Below are 17836 nucleotides of genomic sequence, written 5' to 3' on the forward strand. Positions count from 1 at the left end.
AATCCTTCTTCCCCCCTCCCTGGAAGGGAGGGGGTGGGGGGGCACCCCCAGCCCCTCCCTTCCAGGGAGGGGAGTAGTTCAGAACGCGAAGATCTTGCCCGGATTGAACAGGTTGTGCGGGTCCAACGCATGCTTCAGCGTCCGCATCAGATCGACCGCATCGCCCAGTTCGGCGACCAGCCAGTCCTGTTTGCCGATGCCGATGCCGTGCTCGCCGGTGCAGGTGCCGTCCATCGCCAGCGCACGCTCGACCATCCGCGCGTTGATTGCCGACACCTCGGCCAGTTCGGCCTCGGACTCCGGATCGATCGAGAAGACGACGTGGAAATTGCCGTCGCCGACATGGCCGAGAATGGTCGCCGGGACCGACGAGGCCTGGAGATCGGCCTTGGTCTCGCCGATGCATTCCGCCAGGCGGCTGATCGGCACGCACACGTCGGTCGCCCAGCCGACCGCGCCGGGGCGCAGATTGACCGCCGCATAATAGGCCTCGTGCCGCGCCTTCCACAGCTTCGAGCGTTCCTCGGGCAGGTTGGACCAGCGGAAGTCGCCGCCGCCGTTCGCCGCCGCGAGTTCGCGCACCGTCTCGGCTTGTTCGTCGACATAGCGCGGCGAGCCATGGAATTCGAAGAACAGCGTCGTCAGTTCGGGATAATCGAGCTTCGACCAGGCGTTGACCGCCTTCATCTGCATGTCGTCGAGGATTTCGACGCGGGCGAGCGGCACGCCGATCTGGATCGCCTGCACCACCGTATCGACCGCGCCGTTCAGCGTGTCGAAGCTGCACACCGCGGACGAGATCGCCTCGGGAATGCCGTGCAGCCGCAGCGTGACCTCGGTGATGATGCCGAGCGTACCCTCGGAGCCGACGAACAGCCGCGTCAGGTCATACCCCGCCGCCGACTTGCGCGCGCGGCGGCTCGTGCGGATCTCGCGGCCGTCGGGCGTCACCACGCGCAGGCTCAAGACTGCCTCACGCATCGTGCCGTAGCGCACCGCGTTGGTCCCGCTCGCCCGCGTCGCGGCCATGCCGCCGATCGTCGCGTTCGCGCCTGGGTCGATCGGGAAGAACAGCCCCAGGTCGCGGATGTGCTCGTTGAGCTGTTCGCGGCGGACGCCGGCCTGCACCGTGCAGTCGAAGTCCTCGGCGTTGACCGAGACGATCTGCGTCATCTCGGACAGGTCGATCGAGACGCCGCCGTGCACCGCCAGCGTGTTGCCCTCGATCGAGGTTCCTGCACCGAACGGCACGATCGGCACCTTGGCGGCGGTGCACAGCTTGACGAGATCGACGACCTCCTCGGTCGACCGGCAAAAGACGACCGCGTCGGGCAGCATCGGTGCGAAATGCGCCTCGCTGCTGCCGTGGTGGAGCCGCATCGCGTCGGTCATGTGCAGCGCATCATCGAAACGCTGCTTGAGCGCCGCGACGAACGCCGGGTCGAGCGGTGCGCGTTCTATGGGGTCGAAATGCATGGTCATCCTAGAACCGGAAGCTCGCGCGCACGCCGTAGCGGCGGCGGTCGCCCTGGATGGCGAGGTTCGACGCCAGCGGCGCGAGCCCGGCCCGCACCAGCGCAGACTTGTCGATATAGCTTTCGATGAACTTGGTGTTGAACAGGTTCGTGCCGAACGCCGTGATGGTCAGGCCGCTGGAGAAACGGAAGCCGAGCGAAGCGTTGGTGATCGCATAGGCCGATAGTTTCGGCGCGACATTGGGGTCGAGCGAGGAGCCGATGCGGCTGCCCTTCCCGAAGATCCCGGCGTCGAGCAGCACCGCATTGGCGCCGACCGGCACGGTGTAGGTCGTATTGAAGTTGAAGTTGTAATCGGGCGTGAAGATGATCCGGTCGCTCGATACGTGGACGCCAGTGGTCGCGAAATACTGGCTGTCGTCGGTGATGCGGGCATGGAGATAGGATGCGCCGGCATCGATCCGCCACTGGTTCGTCACGCGTAGATGCGCCTCCACTTCGGCGCCGTAGCTTTCGACCGTACCGGTATTGAGGTTGATCGCGACGAATCCCCCGCTGGTGTTGGGCGCGAGCGAGTTCTGGCCGATGAAGTCCTTGTAGTCGTTATAGAACACGTCGGCGTTGATCGTCAGGCGACGGTCGAACGCGTCGAACTTGGTGCCAAGTTCGTAGGTCCAGACATTGTCGCCCTTGTAGGTCGCATCCTCCGGCCGCGTACCCGGACCGTTCTGGCCACCGCCGCGGATACCCTTGGCGACCGAGGCGTAGCTCATCACCGCCGGTGTCCAGTGCTGCGTCAGCGTGACGCGCGGTTGGAACTGGTCCTTCTTGTACTCGGGCGCCGTATACGGCGTCGTGCCGTTGACCTGGCTCGCGACCAGCTTCTGGTGATCGTAGCGCCCACCGACCGCGAGATCGAGCGTGCCGACTTTCAGGAACGCGGTGGCGAAGATCGCGCGGGTGTCGTTGCGGACATAGGTCGACGACGGCGTGGTCGAGGCCGGCGCCGGGAAGGTCGGCCCCAGCAGCGCGCGGAAATCGATCGTCGTCAGCTGATCACTCGTCTGCGTGTAGCGGTTGCCGTACAGCCCGATCAACGTCGAGAACGCGTCGCTCCACTGCGTATCGAAGCGCAGTTCGGCAGTCTTGGTCTTCAAGGTCGAACCGCCGCGGGTGCGGAGCAGGTCGACGGGGCCGAAATCGCCGTCGTTGATCCCGGCGACATTCTTCTGGTTGTAGGCGCCGATCGCGGTGATCTTGGTCTTGAGCGAGGCGGCGTCGAACTCGCCCTTCACGCTCGCGCCGTAATAGTCGATCACCGCACGGTTGAGGACGTTGGTCGCGCCGTCGAGGCGGTAATCGGTCGGCCCGGCGACATGAATATACGACGTGCTGCCGCCCGCGGTCTGGTCGTAATTGCCGTTGACGGTGAACACCGCCCAGTCGGCCGGCGTGAAGCGCAGCGTGCCGCCGACGCTCTGCTGTTTCAGTGGGTTCATGTCGCCGATCGTCAGCGTGTTGCGCATGAAGCCGTCCTGCTCGTGATAGGACGCACCCAGGCGGAACTGGAGCAGGTCGCGCACGATCGGCCCGCTGACCGAGCCCGAGACCGAGGCGTAATTGTCCGTGCCGGCGACCGCAGCGTCGAACCGCCCTTCCCAGTCATTGCCCGGCTGGCGCGTGATGACGTTGATCGCGCCGCCCAGCGTGTTGTTGCCGAACAGCGTACCCTGCGGCCCGCGCAACACCTCGATCCGCGCGACGTCGACGATCGGCGAGTTGAGGTACGATGTGTTCGGCTGATAGACGCCGTCGATGAAGATGCCGACGCCCGGCTGTACCGTGTCGATCAGCGTCGTACCGATGCCGCGGATCGACACGAACGCGCGACCGACGCTGTCCGAATTGATGTTGAGGCCCGGCGTGTAGGACGCGACGTCCTTCACCGTGTTGACCTGCAGTTCCTTCAGCCGGTCGCCCGTGATCGCGGTCACCGCGATCGGCACGTCCTTCAACGACTCCTGGCGCTGGCGGGCGGTGACGACGATGTCATCGGAGCTGACGGGCGTTGCGGTCTTGGCCGTATCGGCGGCGTCCTGCGTCGCCGATACGGCAGCGTCCTGAGCGACGGCTGGCACGGTGGTGAAGGCGGCGGCGGCGCATCCTGCGGCGAGCAATGTCTTAAAGCGCATTGGATCCTCATCCCTTTAGAGCGCCGATCCATTGCCGGCTACTTCTACGCTCAGAGCTATCCGATAGCCTACCTGTATGAAAGGTCTCGAGCTATGCCGTCCGGCTCGCGGGCTTCGCCGATCGGTGCGTTACCAACAGCTATAGCCGCCGTCCGCGAGGACGATGCTGCCGGTCATCAGGCTCGCCGCATCCGACGCTAGGAACGCGACGATCGATGCGACTTCTTCGGGTTCGCCGAGACGGCCCTGCGGCGTGCCGTCGATCCAGCGCTTGTACATTTCGCCCTCGCGATCCGCGAAGCTGTTGAGAACGGTGTTGATGTAGGTCGGCGCAACCGCGTTGACGCGGACGCCGCGTGGCGCCCATTCGGCAGCGAGGCTCTTGGTCAGCTGGTGCACCGCGGCTTTCGACGCGTTGTAATAGCTTTGCGGCTGCGGTCGGTTGACGATGAAACCGCTCATCGACCCGACATTGACGATAGCACCCTTCCCCGCCGCCAGCATGTGCCGGCCAAAGGCGCGCGCGCACCAGAAGGTGCCGTTGAGATTGACGTCGAGTACGTTCAGCCAATGCTCGTCGGCGACGTCTTCGGCTGGGGTTTCACTGCGTGCGATGCCGGCGTTGTTGACGAGGATGTCGATCGCCCCGAGCTGATCGGCGACGGTGGTCACGCGGGCGGAATCGGTAACGTCCATCCCGATACCGTCGACCGCATAGCCCTTGCTTGAGAGCGCCGCCTGTCCTGCCGCGATCGCCGTCTCGTCGCGGTCGGCGATCGTCACGTGCGCGCCCATCTCCGCCAGCGCTTCGGCACAGGCCAGGCCGATCCCCGCCGCGCCACCCGTCACGAGCGCACGGCGGCCCGTCAGCTTCAGTCTTTCGAGATACATGGTCGGTCCTCAGGGTAGGAAGGGTGCGGCCGGCATGACGGGCTCGTGCCGCGCCTCCTGCCGGACAAGCGAATAGACCTGTCGCGTTTCGGCATCGAATTCGCCCCAGGGCAGGCGGCCGTCGGTCGCGAACCGGATCCACAGCGCGTGCATCCGTTCGGCGAGATCCTGTGGCGGATTGGGGCCGCACAGACCCTGATCGCCGGTCGCACACGCCAAGGAGTCGAACACGAACGGCAGCTCCATGCCGTGCGACGCGCCAAGCTCGCCACCGAACATCGGCGACCGCCAGTCGAACTCGTACATATGCGTGCGCCCCTTGTGCGCCTCGGCAAAGCGGCGCGCGGGCCAGCGAAAGACGAGATCGTTCATCGCATCAGTCAGCGCCTGCCCGGGTTTGCGGCCCTTCGTCCCGATCCCGTAGGCCTTCAGCACCTTGCGCGCATGCGGTTGCGACTTGTGGAGGACATAGGTCGCCAGCAAACGTCCGATCTTGTCGCGTACGCCAGTGGGAACGAGATACAGGTTCATCTCCTCGGCATTGGTGCCGATCAGCAGATCGACCTCCGCGCCAGCGCCGTTAGCCAGCGCATCGAGCGGACGCTGGGGCAGCACGTCGTCGCCGTGGACGGGAACGAAGCGGCTTATTCCGAACACCGGTTCGTGGCCCGCCTCATCTCGCAGATCGATCCGCGCAGTCGGTGCCGATACCGCCTCGACCGCGTCGATCAGGCGGTCATACGCTACGCTGCCAAAACCGGCTGCGTCGGGCGTGATTTTCAGGATCTTCGCGAGCTTCTTCACCAGCCGCTGCATCACCGGGACCGACCGCGTCATTCCGCCATGGCCGCTCTGGACGATCGCGCGCCGGAACAATCCCTTGGCGAGCGGCGAGGCGATCAGATCGGCGATCGCCATGGCACCCGCGGACTCACCGAACACCGTGACGTTGTCCGGATCGCCGCCGAACGCGGTTATCCCGTCCCGTACCCATGTCAGCGCTGCGATCATGTCGCGCAAACCCAGGTTGGTCGGCACGCCCGGGATCGGCAGGAAGCCGTCCACGCCCATCCGGTAATTGATCGCGACGCAGATCACGCCATCGCGTGCGAACGTGCTGCCGTCCTGCACCGGCGCATCCTTGCTGCCGATCACGAACCCGCCACCGTGGATGAACACCATCACCGGCAGGCCAGTCCGGTGGTCATCGGGCCGCCAGATATTCGCCGTCAGATAGTCGTCGCCCGGCGCCCAACCCTCGCCGATCAGCGGCACGGTATCGAGGCCTGGGAACGCCTTGGTCCGCTGCGGCGCATTGGGGCCGGTCACCGTCGCGTCGCGTACGTCTGACCACGGCACGACCGGTTGTGGCGGCGCGAACCGGTTCGCGCCCACCGGCGCCGCGGCGTAGGGCACGCCCAGGAACCGCCGCACGTCGCCTGCGGCACTCCCCTGCACGATACCGTCGGCGGTCGAGACGATGGGTTGGCTCACGATGTTCTCTCCATCCGACCGCGGCTCCGGTCGGAGGACAAAGGTAGCAGTCCGGCAACGCATGTCGCGAACTCACGTTATGCGCATCGTTGCTTTTATCGTGCAGTCCGGCGGGCCAGCGTACGTCGTATTACCAAGCCCCGGTTCCGGTCGAGCCCTGCCGGTATTCGGCGATGCGCCGCCTGGTCGCGGGAGATGTGGTCTCCGGCAGGTCGTCCAGCGTGAACCAGCCAGCCTGTTCGATCTCCCGCAAATCGGCGCGGGCGAGAACACCACTTGCCGCGGTTCGCACGACGAAGATCACGATATGGTCGTCCTTGCCCTCCCCGCGACTGTGATAGACGCCGAGCACCCGCTCGATCACCGGATCGGCGATCGCCACCTCCTCGGCAAGCTCTCACATCAGCGCGGCGGCGATACTCTCGCCCTTCTTCACGCCGCCGCCCGGCAGATACCAGTGATCGGCATAGGTATGCCGCACCAGCGCGACCCGCCCGTCCCGATCCAGCAGGAGCGCGCGAACACCGATCGTTCGCGGCTTGCCTATCCGCCATACCAGCTTGGCTGCCATGCCGATCAACCGATGACGTACACCCACGCGTCCATTCCCCTGCTTGTGATCGATTCGTCGCAAGGTACCCAAGAACCTGGTTTTACGCCCGAGGTCGTTGGGAGGCACAGCCAACCAGCGGACGGGCACAGCGAAGGCTTTTGTAGCTCGCTCCGAACGCGCGCAGATTACAATCGTATCTTCGACATTCTGATCACGGAAGCAGTCAGTGGCGATAGAAAAGTGGCGGGACCGATGACGCGACTTCGACGGGCGAACAACATAGCCGACCTGCGTCTGCTGGCGCGCAAACGGCTGCCGCGACCGATCTTCGACTATATCGACGGTGGTGCCGACGACGAGGTGTCGCTGCGCCGAAACGTCGATGCATTCTCGAACTACGAGCTGGTGCCGGACGTGCTGAACGATGTCTCGGCTATCCGGACCGGGACGACGCTGTTCGGACAGCTATCGCGCTGGCCGCTGATGCTGGCGCCGACCGGGCTTACCCGGATGTTCCACGGCCACTCCGAACTGGCCGTGGCGCGCGCAGCCGCGCGGCACGGCATCCTCTACAGCCTGTCGACGATGGGAACGACGCGGCTCGAAGATCTTGCCCAGGCGTTCGCCGGGCCGAAGGTTTTTCAGATCTATATCTTCAAGGACCGCGGCCTGACCGCGGAGTTCGTCGCGCGCTGCCGGGACGCAGGTTTCCACGGGCTGGCGCTGACCGTCGATACGCCCGTCGCCGGCAACCGGGAGAGAGACCGGCGCAGCGGACTGTCGCTACCGCCCAAGCTGACGCTCAAGTCGCTCCTTAGCTTTGCGCGTCATCCTTCATGGTCGCTGCCCGCCCTGACAGGATCGAAATTCGATCTCGCGAACGTCAGCCACAAGATCGACGCGCTCGCATCGGGGCCGATGAGTCTGTTCGACTATATCGGTGGCCAGTTCGATCGCTCAGTCGGTTGGCGCGATGTCGAATGGCTAGCGCGCGAGTGGAACGGGCCGCTCGCGATCAAGGGCGTGATGACGCCGGAGGACGCGCGCCGGTCGATCGCTTCGGGGGCGACCGGCGTGATGGTATCCAATCATGGCGGACGCCAACTCGATGGAGCGCCTGCGCCAATCGATCAGATCGCCGCAGTACGTGACGCCGTCGGCGATGCGCCGGACGTCATCTGTGACGGCGGCATTCGGCGTGGCTCGGACATCGTGAAGGCGCTGGCGCTGGGCGCGACCGCCTGTTCGATTGGACGCCCCTATCTGTACGGCTTGGCGGCAGGCGGAGAAGCAGGCGTCGACCGCGTACTGACGCTGCTCACGGAGGAGTTCGAGCGTACGATGACCCTGGCGGGCGTGAACGATATCGCGGCCTTGGCTCCCCGCCATGTTCGACCCAATCGCGCCTAGCCGAAATCCGCCAGTACCTTTTGATCGTCATCGTTATCACGTCTGACGTGATCCAAGCGTTGTCTGTGGCTGCCAACCTGTCGGACGGCGCCTTCCAAGGCATATGCTGAATTCCTTGCCTCAATCCAAACCGTGATCCGCCCCTAGCACGACCACTGTTGACATATATCCCTCCCGCATATTAGTAATATGCCAGAAGGATATATGGGTGTCAGATGAACGAGACTGAGTTCCTCGATGGATATGATCCACACCGGTACGAGCGCCCATCGGTTGCGGTCGATCTAATCCTGGCCAGCGTCGTCAACGGCAGGCCCGCCGCGTTGCTCATGCAGCGTCCCGAACATCCTTGCCTTGGTGCGTGGTCGCTACCCGGTGGGTTCGCCGGCATCGACGAGAGCCTCGATGCCGCGGCACACCGCGTGCTAGAAACGAAAGTACGGATGGCGGACGCCTATATCGAACAGCTCTACACGTTCGGCACGGTCGACCGTGACCCGCGCACCCGGGTGATCAGCGTCGCGTATTTCGCACTGCTTCCCCCTGCCCGCTTCGCAGCCGCGCTGAAGGCGGCGCCCGACCTGATATTGGCCGAACTCGTCGTCCCCTGGTCCGGCGAGACCGGCGGGCCGGTCGAGGCGCGGTCACAGGATGGAGACGCGCTGCCGCTCGCATTCGACCATGCCGAGATGCTCGGGCTCGCGATGCTGCGACTGCGCGGCAAGCTCGATTACTCGGATGTCGCCTTCGCGCTGCTGCCCGAACGCTTCACGCTTCGGGCACTGCAGGACGTCCACGAGACGATCCTCGGGCGACCGCTCAACAAGCCCGCCTTTCGCCGCCGCATGCTCGCCACGAACACGCTGGTGGCGACCGGCGAACGCGAGACCGGTGCATCGTTCCGTCCCGCCGAACTCTTCCGCCACCATTCGACACAGGAGTAACCGTCATGGCCTCGATCAAGAACCTCGGTTTCCTTGCCCAATTGCGCAGCGATGCGAGCAACCACGTGATCCGCTACCGCAGCGGCAAGGTGAAGCAGAGCGGGCGCGGGCTGGTCTTCTGGTTCCGTCCGGAGACCGCGAGCATCGCCGAGCTGCCGATGGACGACCGCGAGATGGCGATCTTCGTGAAGGGCCGCAGCCAGGACTTCCAGAGCGTGGCGATCCAGGGCACGCTGACCTGGCACGTCGCCGATCCCGAACTGCTCGCCTCGCGCGTCGATTTCAGCCTCGGCCTGCTTACCGGTGCCTATAAGAGCGAACCGATCCAGCGGATCGAGACCCGGCTCGCGGGGCTCGTCAACCAGGCCGCGTTGCAATATCTCGCGCAGGGCTCGGTGCGGGCGCTGCTCGATGCCGGTCCGGAGCCGCTGCGCCACCAGCTCGAGGCTGCGCTCGCCAACGATCCGGCGCTGAACGAAATTGGTATCGCGGTCACCGCGGTTCGCCTGACCAACCTTGCGCCATCGAGCGAACTCGAACGCGCGCTCCAGACCCCGACGTTCGAGGCGCTCCAGCAAAAGGCCGACCAGGCGACGTTCGAACGCCGCGCGCTCGCGGTCGAGAAGGAACGTGCGATCGCCGAGAACGAACTGGCCAATCGCACCGAACTCGCGCGCCGCTAAATGCTGCTCATCACGCAGGAGGCCGAGAACGCACGCAACCGCGCCACCGGTCTGGCCGAGGCGCAGCAGGTCGAGGCGGGGGCGGAAGCCGAGCGTATCCGCACGATCGAAAGTGCCAAGGCGGAAGCGGAGCAGGCCCGGATGACAATCTACCGCGACCTGCCGCCGGGGGTAATGCTCGGGCTCGCCGCGCGCGAACTGGCGGGCAAGCTCGATACGATCGAGCATCTGAACATCACGCCCGACCTCCTCGCGACCGTGCTCGGCGAATTCCGTAATGCACAGCCAGCCCCGACGGCTCAGACTGCGCTGCCCCGCTGATGGCGACCAACGCCCCGCGCGCGGTCTTCGTCACCCGCGAGACCGACTATGACCTCCTGCTCGCACGACACGCGACGCGCGGGCAGGCGAAGTTCTTTCTCGATACGCGCGGCCAGGACATCGACGTGATCGAGGATCGGCACCGCCAATTCCACGCCACGCTGCACGAAGCGCGCTCGCTCGTTCCCGACGACTGGCGCCAAGCGGGCGTCGCTCGTGCCGACCTCGACCGGTTCCTGTTCGGCCCGGAGGACGTGATCGTCGCGGTCGGGCAGGATGGGCTGGTCGCCAACGTCGCGAAGTATCTCGACGGGCAGCCCGTGCTCGGGCTCAACCCCGCTCCCGATCTGTACGATGGCGTCCTAGTGCGCGTGCCGCTGGCCCGCTTGGCGGCGCTGCTGCCTGCGAGCGTCTCGGGTGCGGCGCCGGCCGAGCAGCGGACGATGGTCGAGGCGCGGCTGGATACCGGTGAAAGGCTGCTCGCGCTGAATGAGGTGTTCGTCGGTCACCGCAGTCACCAGTCTGCACGCTACCGGATCACGTGCGGTGACCAGGCCGAGGACCATTCGTCGAGTGGGCTGATCGTCGCGTCGGGCACCGGCGCGACGGGCTGGGCCCGCTCGATCATGGAGGCGACGCATGCCGCCCTCCCTCTCGATCCGCAGGAGCGCGCGGTTGGCTTCTTCGTGCGCGAACCCTTCCCCAGCGTGGCGACCGCGACCTCGCTTCGTGCCGGCAAGCTCGTAGGCCAGCCGCTCGCGGTCACGTCGCGGATGAACGATGGCGGTGTGATCTTCGCGGACGGCGTCGAACAGGACTTCTTCGCCTTCGACTGGGGCCGCGGCGTCACCATCGCCCCCGCCACCCGCACCCTCCATCTCATCACCGGTTGAGTCGTTCGGCATTGTGCTCGCTCAAGGCCAACACGGCCGCCCGAGACAGCGGCCTTCGTGCTGGTTAGCTCGGGACGTCAGTAGCGGTAACGCAACACGGCCTTGCCACCCGGTCGCAGCAGCGGCGACCAAGTAGAAATTCCGTCGATACTACGAACCTCGTCGCCGTCGGCTTGGATCGCCTGGCCCGCGGCGCCGATCGCCACGTCGAGCATCACGGGAAACGAGTTGCCGTTGCTCGCCGTTACGACGGCCTCGTGCGAACCGGCGGTTTCTGAAGTTAGCGCTGCCATCGGGCTCAGCACGGCGACTGCCTGGGTTAGTGTCACACGGCTACTAACGCCGGCAGCCAGACGAACCGTTTCGCCAATTGTGCGGTCGCCGATCGTTCCCAAACCCAGAAGCAATCGCCCGCTTGCCTGATCCGCGTAGAGCGCAGTGCTGCCGGCGGGCAGCGGCACGCCCAAGCTGTGCTGTTTATCGTTCTTCAGCACCAGCACGATCGACGTCGGCACACCGTCGAGTTGTTGTCCGGGATACACTGCGCGCCGATAGCGCCGCTCGACCGGCACCGCCTTCTGAACGATCAGGGCAACCTGCTTCTGTCCCCTGGCCACGACGGTGGTCGGCATCGGCACGCGGTACAGCTTGAGGTCGCCCAGGTCCTCGGGTGGCGGCGGCGGTGGTGGCGGCGGTGGTGGCGGTGCCGGAACCGGCGCAGATAGCGCGAACGCCATGACTCGCGATCCGGTTACCACGATCTCTTCGGCTAGCTCGAATTGCTTTTGCCGCAGGTCTGAGGTCGTGGTGCCGAGCGGGTAGCAGACCAATCGCAGCGCACCAGCCGTCGCAGGCATCGCCGGGACCGCGACGCGGTTGAGCCGGCCTGCGACAGCCTGAACGTCCGCATTCGAGAAGATCTCCGGATTGCCGTTGGCGAGAGTCAGCCAAGCGAACAGGTCGACCGTGCGACCGTCGGCGGCAAGCGACGTGACGTAGCTCGCTCGCCAGTCGAAGCCCGAGGACAAATAGGAGAGTCGCACCGTGACCGTGCGCGCCGTCGGGCTGGTCGTCGTTACGCTCAGCACCGGCTTGCTCGACAGGCTCATTGGCACCCGCGCGAAATTCAACCGTTCGGCCAGACCCGAACAGCGCAACGCCTCGATCCCGGCAGTCGTGCGCAGGATAACCCCCGGTGTCGGGCCTGCAACGATCGTCGCGGGTTCACTCACCAATTTTCCGCTCGCCTTGTCGGTGCGGGTCAGCGTCACCTCGCGACCAAGCGTGCCATCGACCAGAGAGGCGGGCGACAGCAGGCGGGCGTCGCGGTTCTTTTCGATCGTGCCGCCAGGTAGGCCGTCAACGATGGCGCTGACAGGGACGATCCCCTCCGCCACGCCTTCGAACCGGATCACTGCGGATCCCCGAGGCAATCGTACGCGACGGGTCTCCGTCACCAGGGCGAAGCCACCGAGATACCGCAGGTTCATCGCGCCCTTGCCGTAAGGCGAGCGGTATGCCGTCAACGCGACGTGATCGGGCGCGGACGACGTAACGATGGCCGTCCGAGTCTGCGCTTCCGCCCCTCCCGACAACAAAATGCCCGCCAGCAGCGCGAGGAGCAGCCAAAGCCGCATCAGTAGCGGGTGTCGAAGGTCGCAGTTACCGTCGCGGTGCCGTTGGCCGGCACCGCGACTTGCCACGTCATTGTACCGGCGTCGCGACGCTCGCCCTTGGCGCTATCCGCAACGACGCGCACGTCGCCCCCGTCGAGCCCCCCCTGCACGAGTTCGACCGTCACCGGCCGGCCGCGCGCATTGGTCAGCGTATACCGCATCGCCGTACGCCATCGACTATCACCCTGCCGCGTCCGCGATACGGTGGTTGGCTGCACCTTCACGTCGAAGGCATCGCCGGTGGGCAGCGCGATCGTCGATCCTTGGGGAGTATGCTCGATACGGTTCTCGCCCGTGAACTGTGGTTGGCCACGCGCGTCCCGGACATAGACCCGGACCACGCCCGCCGGCAGCGCGTCGCCCAGGCCGGCCGCGCCCGAGTTGCTGAAACGGAGCACCGACTGCGCGCTTCGTAGCTCCTCCGAGCTGCCCAGCCAGCCATTCTCGAAACGATAGCCCGCGCTTGCCGCAACGCCCTTCGCGTCGAGGAAGCTGACCTGCTTGGTCTGCTTGTCGGCGATCGTGGTGCGCTCAGCCAAAGGATACAAATAGAAGTCGCCAAGCTGTCCGCGCGCGGTGCTTTCGGTTCCGGGCAGAGTCGTCGTCGTCATGCGGCGGCGGCGCGGGTTGTAATTGCCGTTCCCGTCATCATCCGTGCTGCCGACCTCGCCAGCAACCAGCAACGTTCTGGCGTTGCCGAACGTCGTGCCGCTGGTGTTCTTCAACGTCACCCAGCCTTGAACGTCCACCGTCCCACTCTTGTCGTCGAACAAAGCGACATAGTCGGCACTCCAGCCCAGCCCACGGCTCAGGTAGGACAGTGTCGCCGGGCGCGATCCCGCACGCGTGCTGGCCAACGTCACCGACAATGTCGGACGGGCTCGCAACGCATCGGGCACCCGGTCGAAGATCGCGCGCACAGGCAGTCCGTCGTCGCGCAACACCTCGACATGACCGTTCACCTCGATGACGACGCCGCCATTGACCGCCAACACTTTCGCACGGTCGCGGGTCTCGGCGCCGGTAGCGGGGTTGGTGCGCACCAGCGTGATCGTCTCGCCCACCGCTTTCTCCATCAGGCTCGACGGGCTGAGCAGATCATAATCGAAGTTCTGCTCGACGATCGCGGCATCGGGCACCGTCAGCGATACCGTCTCCGGCCGGATCGACGCGCTCACGTCGGGAAAGCTCTGCCGCACCCGCCCGTCTGCCAGGGCCAGCGACCGCACGTCCTGCACCAGCGCGACGTCGTTGTTGTAGATGGTAACCGACACGTCCCCCTGCGCGCTACCCGCGGTCGGCGAGTCGGCGGGGGGCGGCAGTTGTTGGGCGCTCGCCGCCGTCGATCCGAGCAGCATTGCCAGCCCATACGCTCGCCAGATGTTGTCGCGCACGCCATTCTCCCCTGAGTGCGCGACAATGACGCGGTCGGATCGGAAGGGCAATGCGACAATGCCCCCCGCTTAGCGCTGGAAAGGCGTGGGATCGTTGGTTGCTGCGTGATCCAGCAGAAGCCCAATCGACAACCGATCGCACCGAACAGAACGTACGGAATCTCGAATTGTACCGGGCCTTGTCGAACTGGCTCAAGGGGTTAGCCGCCCAGGCCATTTGCTCCAGGTCTGCAGCCCACCCGATGCGCTGCGGTCAGCGCTCCCCGGAAGGTGGCACGTGGAGCTTACCGGGGACTTCATGACGACGGTGCGTCGTTGCGAAAGTTGGAGAGCCCCGACAAGCGGATTGGCGGCCGACACCGCGGAAGCGTTTGTTTACGACCGCACCCTTACGGCTCTCGACCACCGCCGGAAAGGGGTTGGCCGGGCGTTGTATCGGACCATGGGATGGGAGACTTTATCGACCTATCGACGGCATCGATCCCAATGATCTGATTGCGGCCCTTGGCGGATAGCGGACCCGACGTTCAATCTCGCGGTTTTCGGTCAACACTAGGGGTCGAGAATCCGATCAAGCCAACAAGGCTCTCCTGACGAGGTGGCGCCCCGACGAGGCCTCATCGTCTTCCCCTATCGCGACAGCAACATATGTAATTCCCGGAGCAGTTTAGCGGCAATTTCCGCAGACTTCGGTGGACTTTACTTTACGGACAGCTAGCCACGCGCTCAGTTTTGAGAGGACGTAATTATGGGCGAACGGGTCGGGATCGCAGTGATCGGACTGAATGGCGCGGTGGCCACCACCGCGGCCGCGGGGATCGCGATGATCCGCGCGGGGTCGAACGACCTGTCGGGCCTGCCGCTCGCCAGCCGCGACGTCGACGGCATGGCGGCATACCGCGATCTCCATTTCGGCGGCTGGGACCTCAGCCATGACGACCTCGCGACCGCCGCGCTGAAGCACGGCGTGCTGAGCGAGAGCGAACTCGCCAACGGGGCGTCCAGCCTGTCGGACATGCGGCCCTGGCCCGCCGTCGGCTCGACCGATTTCTGTGCGAACATCGACGGCGCCAACAAGATCGCCGCGCCCGGCCACCGCGCCGCGGTCCAGCACATCCAGGATGATCTCGCGCGCTTCAAGACCGAGCAGAATCTCGACCGCGTCGTGATGATCAATCTCGCCTCGACGGAGCGCAAGGCCGATCTTGGTGCGGACGCGCTGACCAGCGTCGAGGGCTTCGAGCGCGGTCTCGACAGCGATGACGCAGCGATCAGCCCGGCGATGCTCTATGCCTATGCGGCGATCGCCAGCGACACGCCCTACGCCAATTTCACGCCGTCGGTCGCCGCCGACGTCGCACCGCTCGCCGAACTCGCCCGCCAGCGCGGCGTGCCGATCGCCGGCAAGGACGGCAAGACCGGCCAGACCTTGCTGAAGACGGTGATCGCGCCTGCGTTGCGTGACCGCGCGCTGCATGTCGATGGCTGGTTCTCGACCAACATCCTCGGCAATTCGGACGGCCTCGCGCTCGACGATCCCAAGAGCCTCGCGTCGAAGGTCGATACCAAGAAGTCGGTCCTCGACCAGATCCTCGGCTATCCGGTCGAGGATCACATCATCATGATCCATTATTACAAGCCGCGCGGCGACAACAAGGAAGCGTGGGACAACATCGACCTGACCGGCTTCCTAGGCCAGAAGATGCAGCTGAAGCTGAATTTCCTGTGCAAGGATTCGGTGCTCGCCGCACCGCTGGCGATCGAGATCGCGCGCTGCCTGGCACTGGCACAGACGCGCGGCGAAGGCGGCGTGCAGGACCAGATGGGGATCTTCTTCAAGATGCCGCAGACCGCCGACGGCGGCGAGCCGATCCACGCATTCGGCGAGCAGCAGCTGATCCTCGACACCTGGCTTGATCGCCGATGACGTTCGAAGCTGCGCATCTGCCGCTGTTGCGTGAACTTGGCGACCTGAAGCGGATCCGGTCGGCGGAACGCGACGGGTCGATCGCCGAGCGATTGTTCGCGCGTGGCTGGGCGGCGCTGGCAGCGGGCGATGCGCCGGCTGCGGTGATGCGTCGTACCGTCGCGGCCGCGCTCGCCGCGGCACGACTGGGCGATCTCGACCGCACCACGCTGGCCGAGCTTGGCCTGTCCGATGCGGAAGCGTGTGCCGTGCTCGAACGCGGGTTCGACGAGGTGGCAGTGTTGCTCGACCCGGCGCTCGCGGCGGACCTGCGCAATGCGCTGCCAGAGGGCGCACCGGCGGCGGGGCCGGTGCCACGGTTCGTCACGCAACTCGCGACGCAGCCGCGTGCGGGCGTCACTTGCCCGGGGCGGCCGCGCCTGTTGCTCCAGCCGCCTGAGAACCACGCCGAGCACTGCCTGATCGTCGCAGTATACTGCGTGCTCGCGGCACCCGGTTACGGCGCGGATCCGGCGGAGGTGTTCCTCGCATCGATGGCGCATCATTTCCACAATGCGGCGATGCCCGACGCGGGGTTCACCGGCGAAGTGCTGCTCGGCGACCTGCTCGACTGCGTGATAGACGCCGCGCGCGAACAGGCGATGGCGATGCTCGATCCGGCGGTGGCGGCGCAGGTTCGCGCGGCGATCGCGCCGATCGCTGGCGACGCGACGCCGGCGGCCCGGGCGTTCCATGCCGCCGACGTGCTCGACCGCGTGCTGGAAATCGAACAGCACACGCGCGCCGCCTCGGCGACGATGGACACGGTGCTGCATACCTACGAACTCGTCCATGCCGGCCCGGTCAAGACGTTCCACGACCACGTTCTGGCGGACGTCGGCCTGTTGTGATATACCGCTCGCCTGTCACCGGACGACCGCTCGTCGCGGATACGCCGCATTCGCTCGCCGCGCCCGGAGAGCGCTGGCCAGTGGTCGATGGCATCCCGTATCTTCGGACCGACAGCGAGGGGCTGGTGGCGGTGACGCTCGACCATCTCGACGCAGGCTGCCCGGGCGATGCGCTGGTCGCGCTGCTGACCGATCAGGATGCGTGGTGGACCGGCCCTGCGACTGATCTCGGCGAGCTGAAGCAGCTGGTCCGTGAGCGTGACACGCTGACGTTGCGCGCGGCGATGGGGCTGCTGCGGATGGGGCCGGTCGCGGATTACTTCGCGCATCGCTGGAGCGATCCGACGTACCTCGCCGGGCTCGCGCTGGTCGAGGCGCATTGGCGGCAGCCGGGGACCGGGTTCGAGCTGGCCTGTGGGATCGGTCACTATCTCCGCGAGCTGACAGCGCGAGGCGTCGCGTGCGTCGGCGCAGACGTCGTGTTCTCGAAATGCTGGCTCGCAAAGCACTGGGTCGCACCGGCCGCGGAGTATGTCGTGTTCGACGCCGTCGCGCTGTGGCCAGTGGAGGCGCAGACGTTTGACCTGGTCGCGTGTCACGACGCCTTCTATTTTCTGCCAGACCAGCCGCGGATCGCCGGGCTGCTGCGTGATGCCGTCGCACCCGGCGGCGTGCTTGCGGTAAGCCACCTCCACAACGCCGCCGTCTCTGGCGGGGCAATGGGACCGGCACGCGCGTCGTCCGAATGGGCAGCGCTGTTTCCAGATGCCGTCGTTTACGATGAGCGCGAGTTGCGTCGTGCACTGCTCGTAGGGGATCCGCCCGCGTCGACCCGATGGTCCGACGATCCCGCCATCGAGGCATGGTCGATCGTCGAGGCGGATGGCGGCACGGCGCGTCTGCTGACCGGCGGACTGGCGATGCCGGTCGCCGATGCGGTCCTGCAACCGAACCCGTTGCTCGATGGCGATACCCCGCACTGGCCCTCAGATCGCTACCGCACGGAATATGGCGCAGCCGCCACATGGCTATCGGACTCCGGCGATGCGGCGCGAAACCGCCGGGTCCTCGACCTGCCGGCTCGGTGGTGAGC

Annotated in this window: 14 protein-coding genes and 1 pseudogene; 8 read left to right on the top strand and 7 right to left on the bottom strand. The window is 65.8% G+C overall.

Features of this window, described 5'->3' with window-relative positions; translation table 11 throughout:
• Positions 1–78 precede the first annotated feature (78 nt).
• From ASE82_RS04110 to ASE82_RS20315, 5 genes and pseudogenes are all read right to left on the bottom strand, one after another.
• The gene (locus ASE82_RS04110; RefSeq protein ID WP_200910646.1) at positions 79–1476 is read right to left on the bottom strand and encodes an FAD-binding oxidoreductase; all 1398 of its coding nucleotides are present in this window, start codon (positions 1474–1476) and stop codon (positions 79–81) included.
• A gap of 7 nt (positions 1477–1483) precedes the next feature.
• On the bottom strand, positions 1484–3667 hold the full coding sequence (locus ASE82_RS04115; protein WP_056059183.1) for a TonB-dependent receptor: 2184 nt from the start codon (positions 3665–3667) through the stop codon (positions 1484–1486).
• Positions 3668–3796: 129 nt separating this feature from the next.
• Complete coding sequence (locus ASE82_RS04120; RefSeq protein ID WP_056059186.1) at positions 3797–4558, bottom strand: SDR family NAD(P)-dependent oxidoreductase; 762 nt, start codon at positions 4556–4558, stop codon at positions 3797–3799.
• Positions 4559–4567: 9 nt separating this feature from the next.
• On the bottom strand, positions 4568–6052 hold the full coding sequence (locus tag ASE82_RS04125) for a carboxylesterase/lipase family protein (protein WP_056059189.1): 1485 nt from the start codon (positions 6050–6052) through the stop codon (positions 4568–4570).
• Between the two features lie 130 nt (positions 6053–6182).
• Positions 6183–6623 (bottom strand): annotated as a pseudogene (locus ASE82_RS20315) (NUDIX domain-containing protein).
• A gap of 234 nt (positions 6624–6857) precedes the next feature.
• Here ASE82_RS20315 and ASE82_RS04135 point away from each other — a divergent pair.
• From ASE82_RS04135 to ASE82_RS04150, 5 genes are all read left to right on the top strand, one after another.
• Positions 6858–8015, top strand: coding sequence for an alpha-hydroxy acid oxidase (locus ASE82_RS04135; protein WP_056059193.1), 1158 nt, complete (start codon positions 6858–6860; stop codon positions 8013–8015).
• 215 nt (positions 8016–8230) lie between these two features.
• Complete coding sequence (locus ASE82_RS04140) at positions 8231–8959, top strand: NUDIX hydrolase (RefSeq protein WP_056059195.1); 729 nt, start codon at positions 8231–8233, stop codon at positions 8957–8959.
• Positions 8960–8964: 5 nt separating this feature from the next.
• On the top strand, positions 8965–9642 hold the full coding sequence (locus ASE82_RS04145; protein WP_200910647.1) for an SPFH domain-containing protein: 678 nt from the start codon (positions 8965–8967) through the stop codon (positions 9640–9642).
• Positions 9643–9963, top strand: a complete 321-nt coding sequence (locus ASE82_RS19780) for a hypothetical protein (RefSeq protein ID WP_200910648.1) — start codon at positions 9643–9645, stop codon at positions 9961–9963.
• Complete coding sequence (locus tag ASE82_RS04150) at positions 9963–10856, top strand: NAD(+)/NADH kinase (protein WP_056059198.1); 894 nt, start codon at positions 9963–9965, stop codon at positions 10854–10856. The genes ASE82_RS19780 and ASE82_RS04150 overlap by 1 nt, the downstream gene beginning before the upstream one ends.
• A 77-nt stretch (positions 10857–10933) precedes the next feature.
• Here the strand turns inward: ASE82_RS04150 and ASE82_RS04155 are convergent, their stop codons facing one another.
• Positions 10934–12493, bottom strand: a complete 1560-nt coding sequence (locus tag ASE82_RS04155; RefSeq protein ID WP_056059201.1) for a DUF4139 domain-containing protein — start codon at positions 12491–12493, stop codon at positions 10934–10936.
• A complete protein-coding gene (locus tag ASE82_RS04160) occupies positions 12493–13890 on the bottom strand; it encodes a DUF4139 domain-containing protein (RefSeq protein WP_056059658.1) in 1398 nt (465 codons plus the stop codon). The genes ASE82_RS04155 and ASE82_RS04160 overlap by 1 nt, the downstream gene beginning before the upstream one ends.
• A 784-nt stretch (positions 13891–14674) precedes the next feature.
• Between ASE82_RS04160 and ASE82_RS04165 the strand changes: the two genes are divergently transcribed.
• Genes ASE82_RS04165 through ASE82_RS04175 form a run of 3 tightly spaced genes read left to right on the top strand, consistent with a single transcriptional unit; the run spans position 14675 to position 17834 of the window.
• Entirely contained in the window at positions 14675–15853 is a 1179-nt protein-coding gene (locus ASE82_RS04165; RefSeq protein WP_056059204.1) for an inositol-3-phosphate synthase, read from the top strand.
• Entirely contained in the window at positions 15850–16743 is an 894-nt protein-coding gene (locus ASE82_RS04170; RefSeq protein WP_056059206.1) for a hypothetical protein, read from the top strand. Before ASE82_RS04165 ends, ASE82_RS04170 begins: the two co-directional genes overlap by 4 nt.
• The gene (locus ASE82_RS04175) at positions 16740–17834 is read left to right on the top strand and encodes a class I SAM-dependent methyltransferase (RefSeq protein WP_082441113.1); all 1095 of its coding nucleotides are present in this window, start codon (positions 16740–16742) and stop codon (positions 17832–17834) included. Before ASE82_RS04170 ends, ASE82_RS04175 begins: the two co-directional genes overlap by 4 nt.
• Positions 17835–17836 lie beyond the last annotated feature (2 nt).

The organism is Sphingomonas sp. Leaf230, from assembly GCF_001421745.1.
In the GTDB taxonomy this organism is placed as follows: Bacteria; Pseudomonadota; Alphaproteobacteria; order Sphingomonadales; family Sphingomonadaceae; genus Sphingomonas.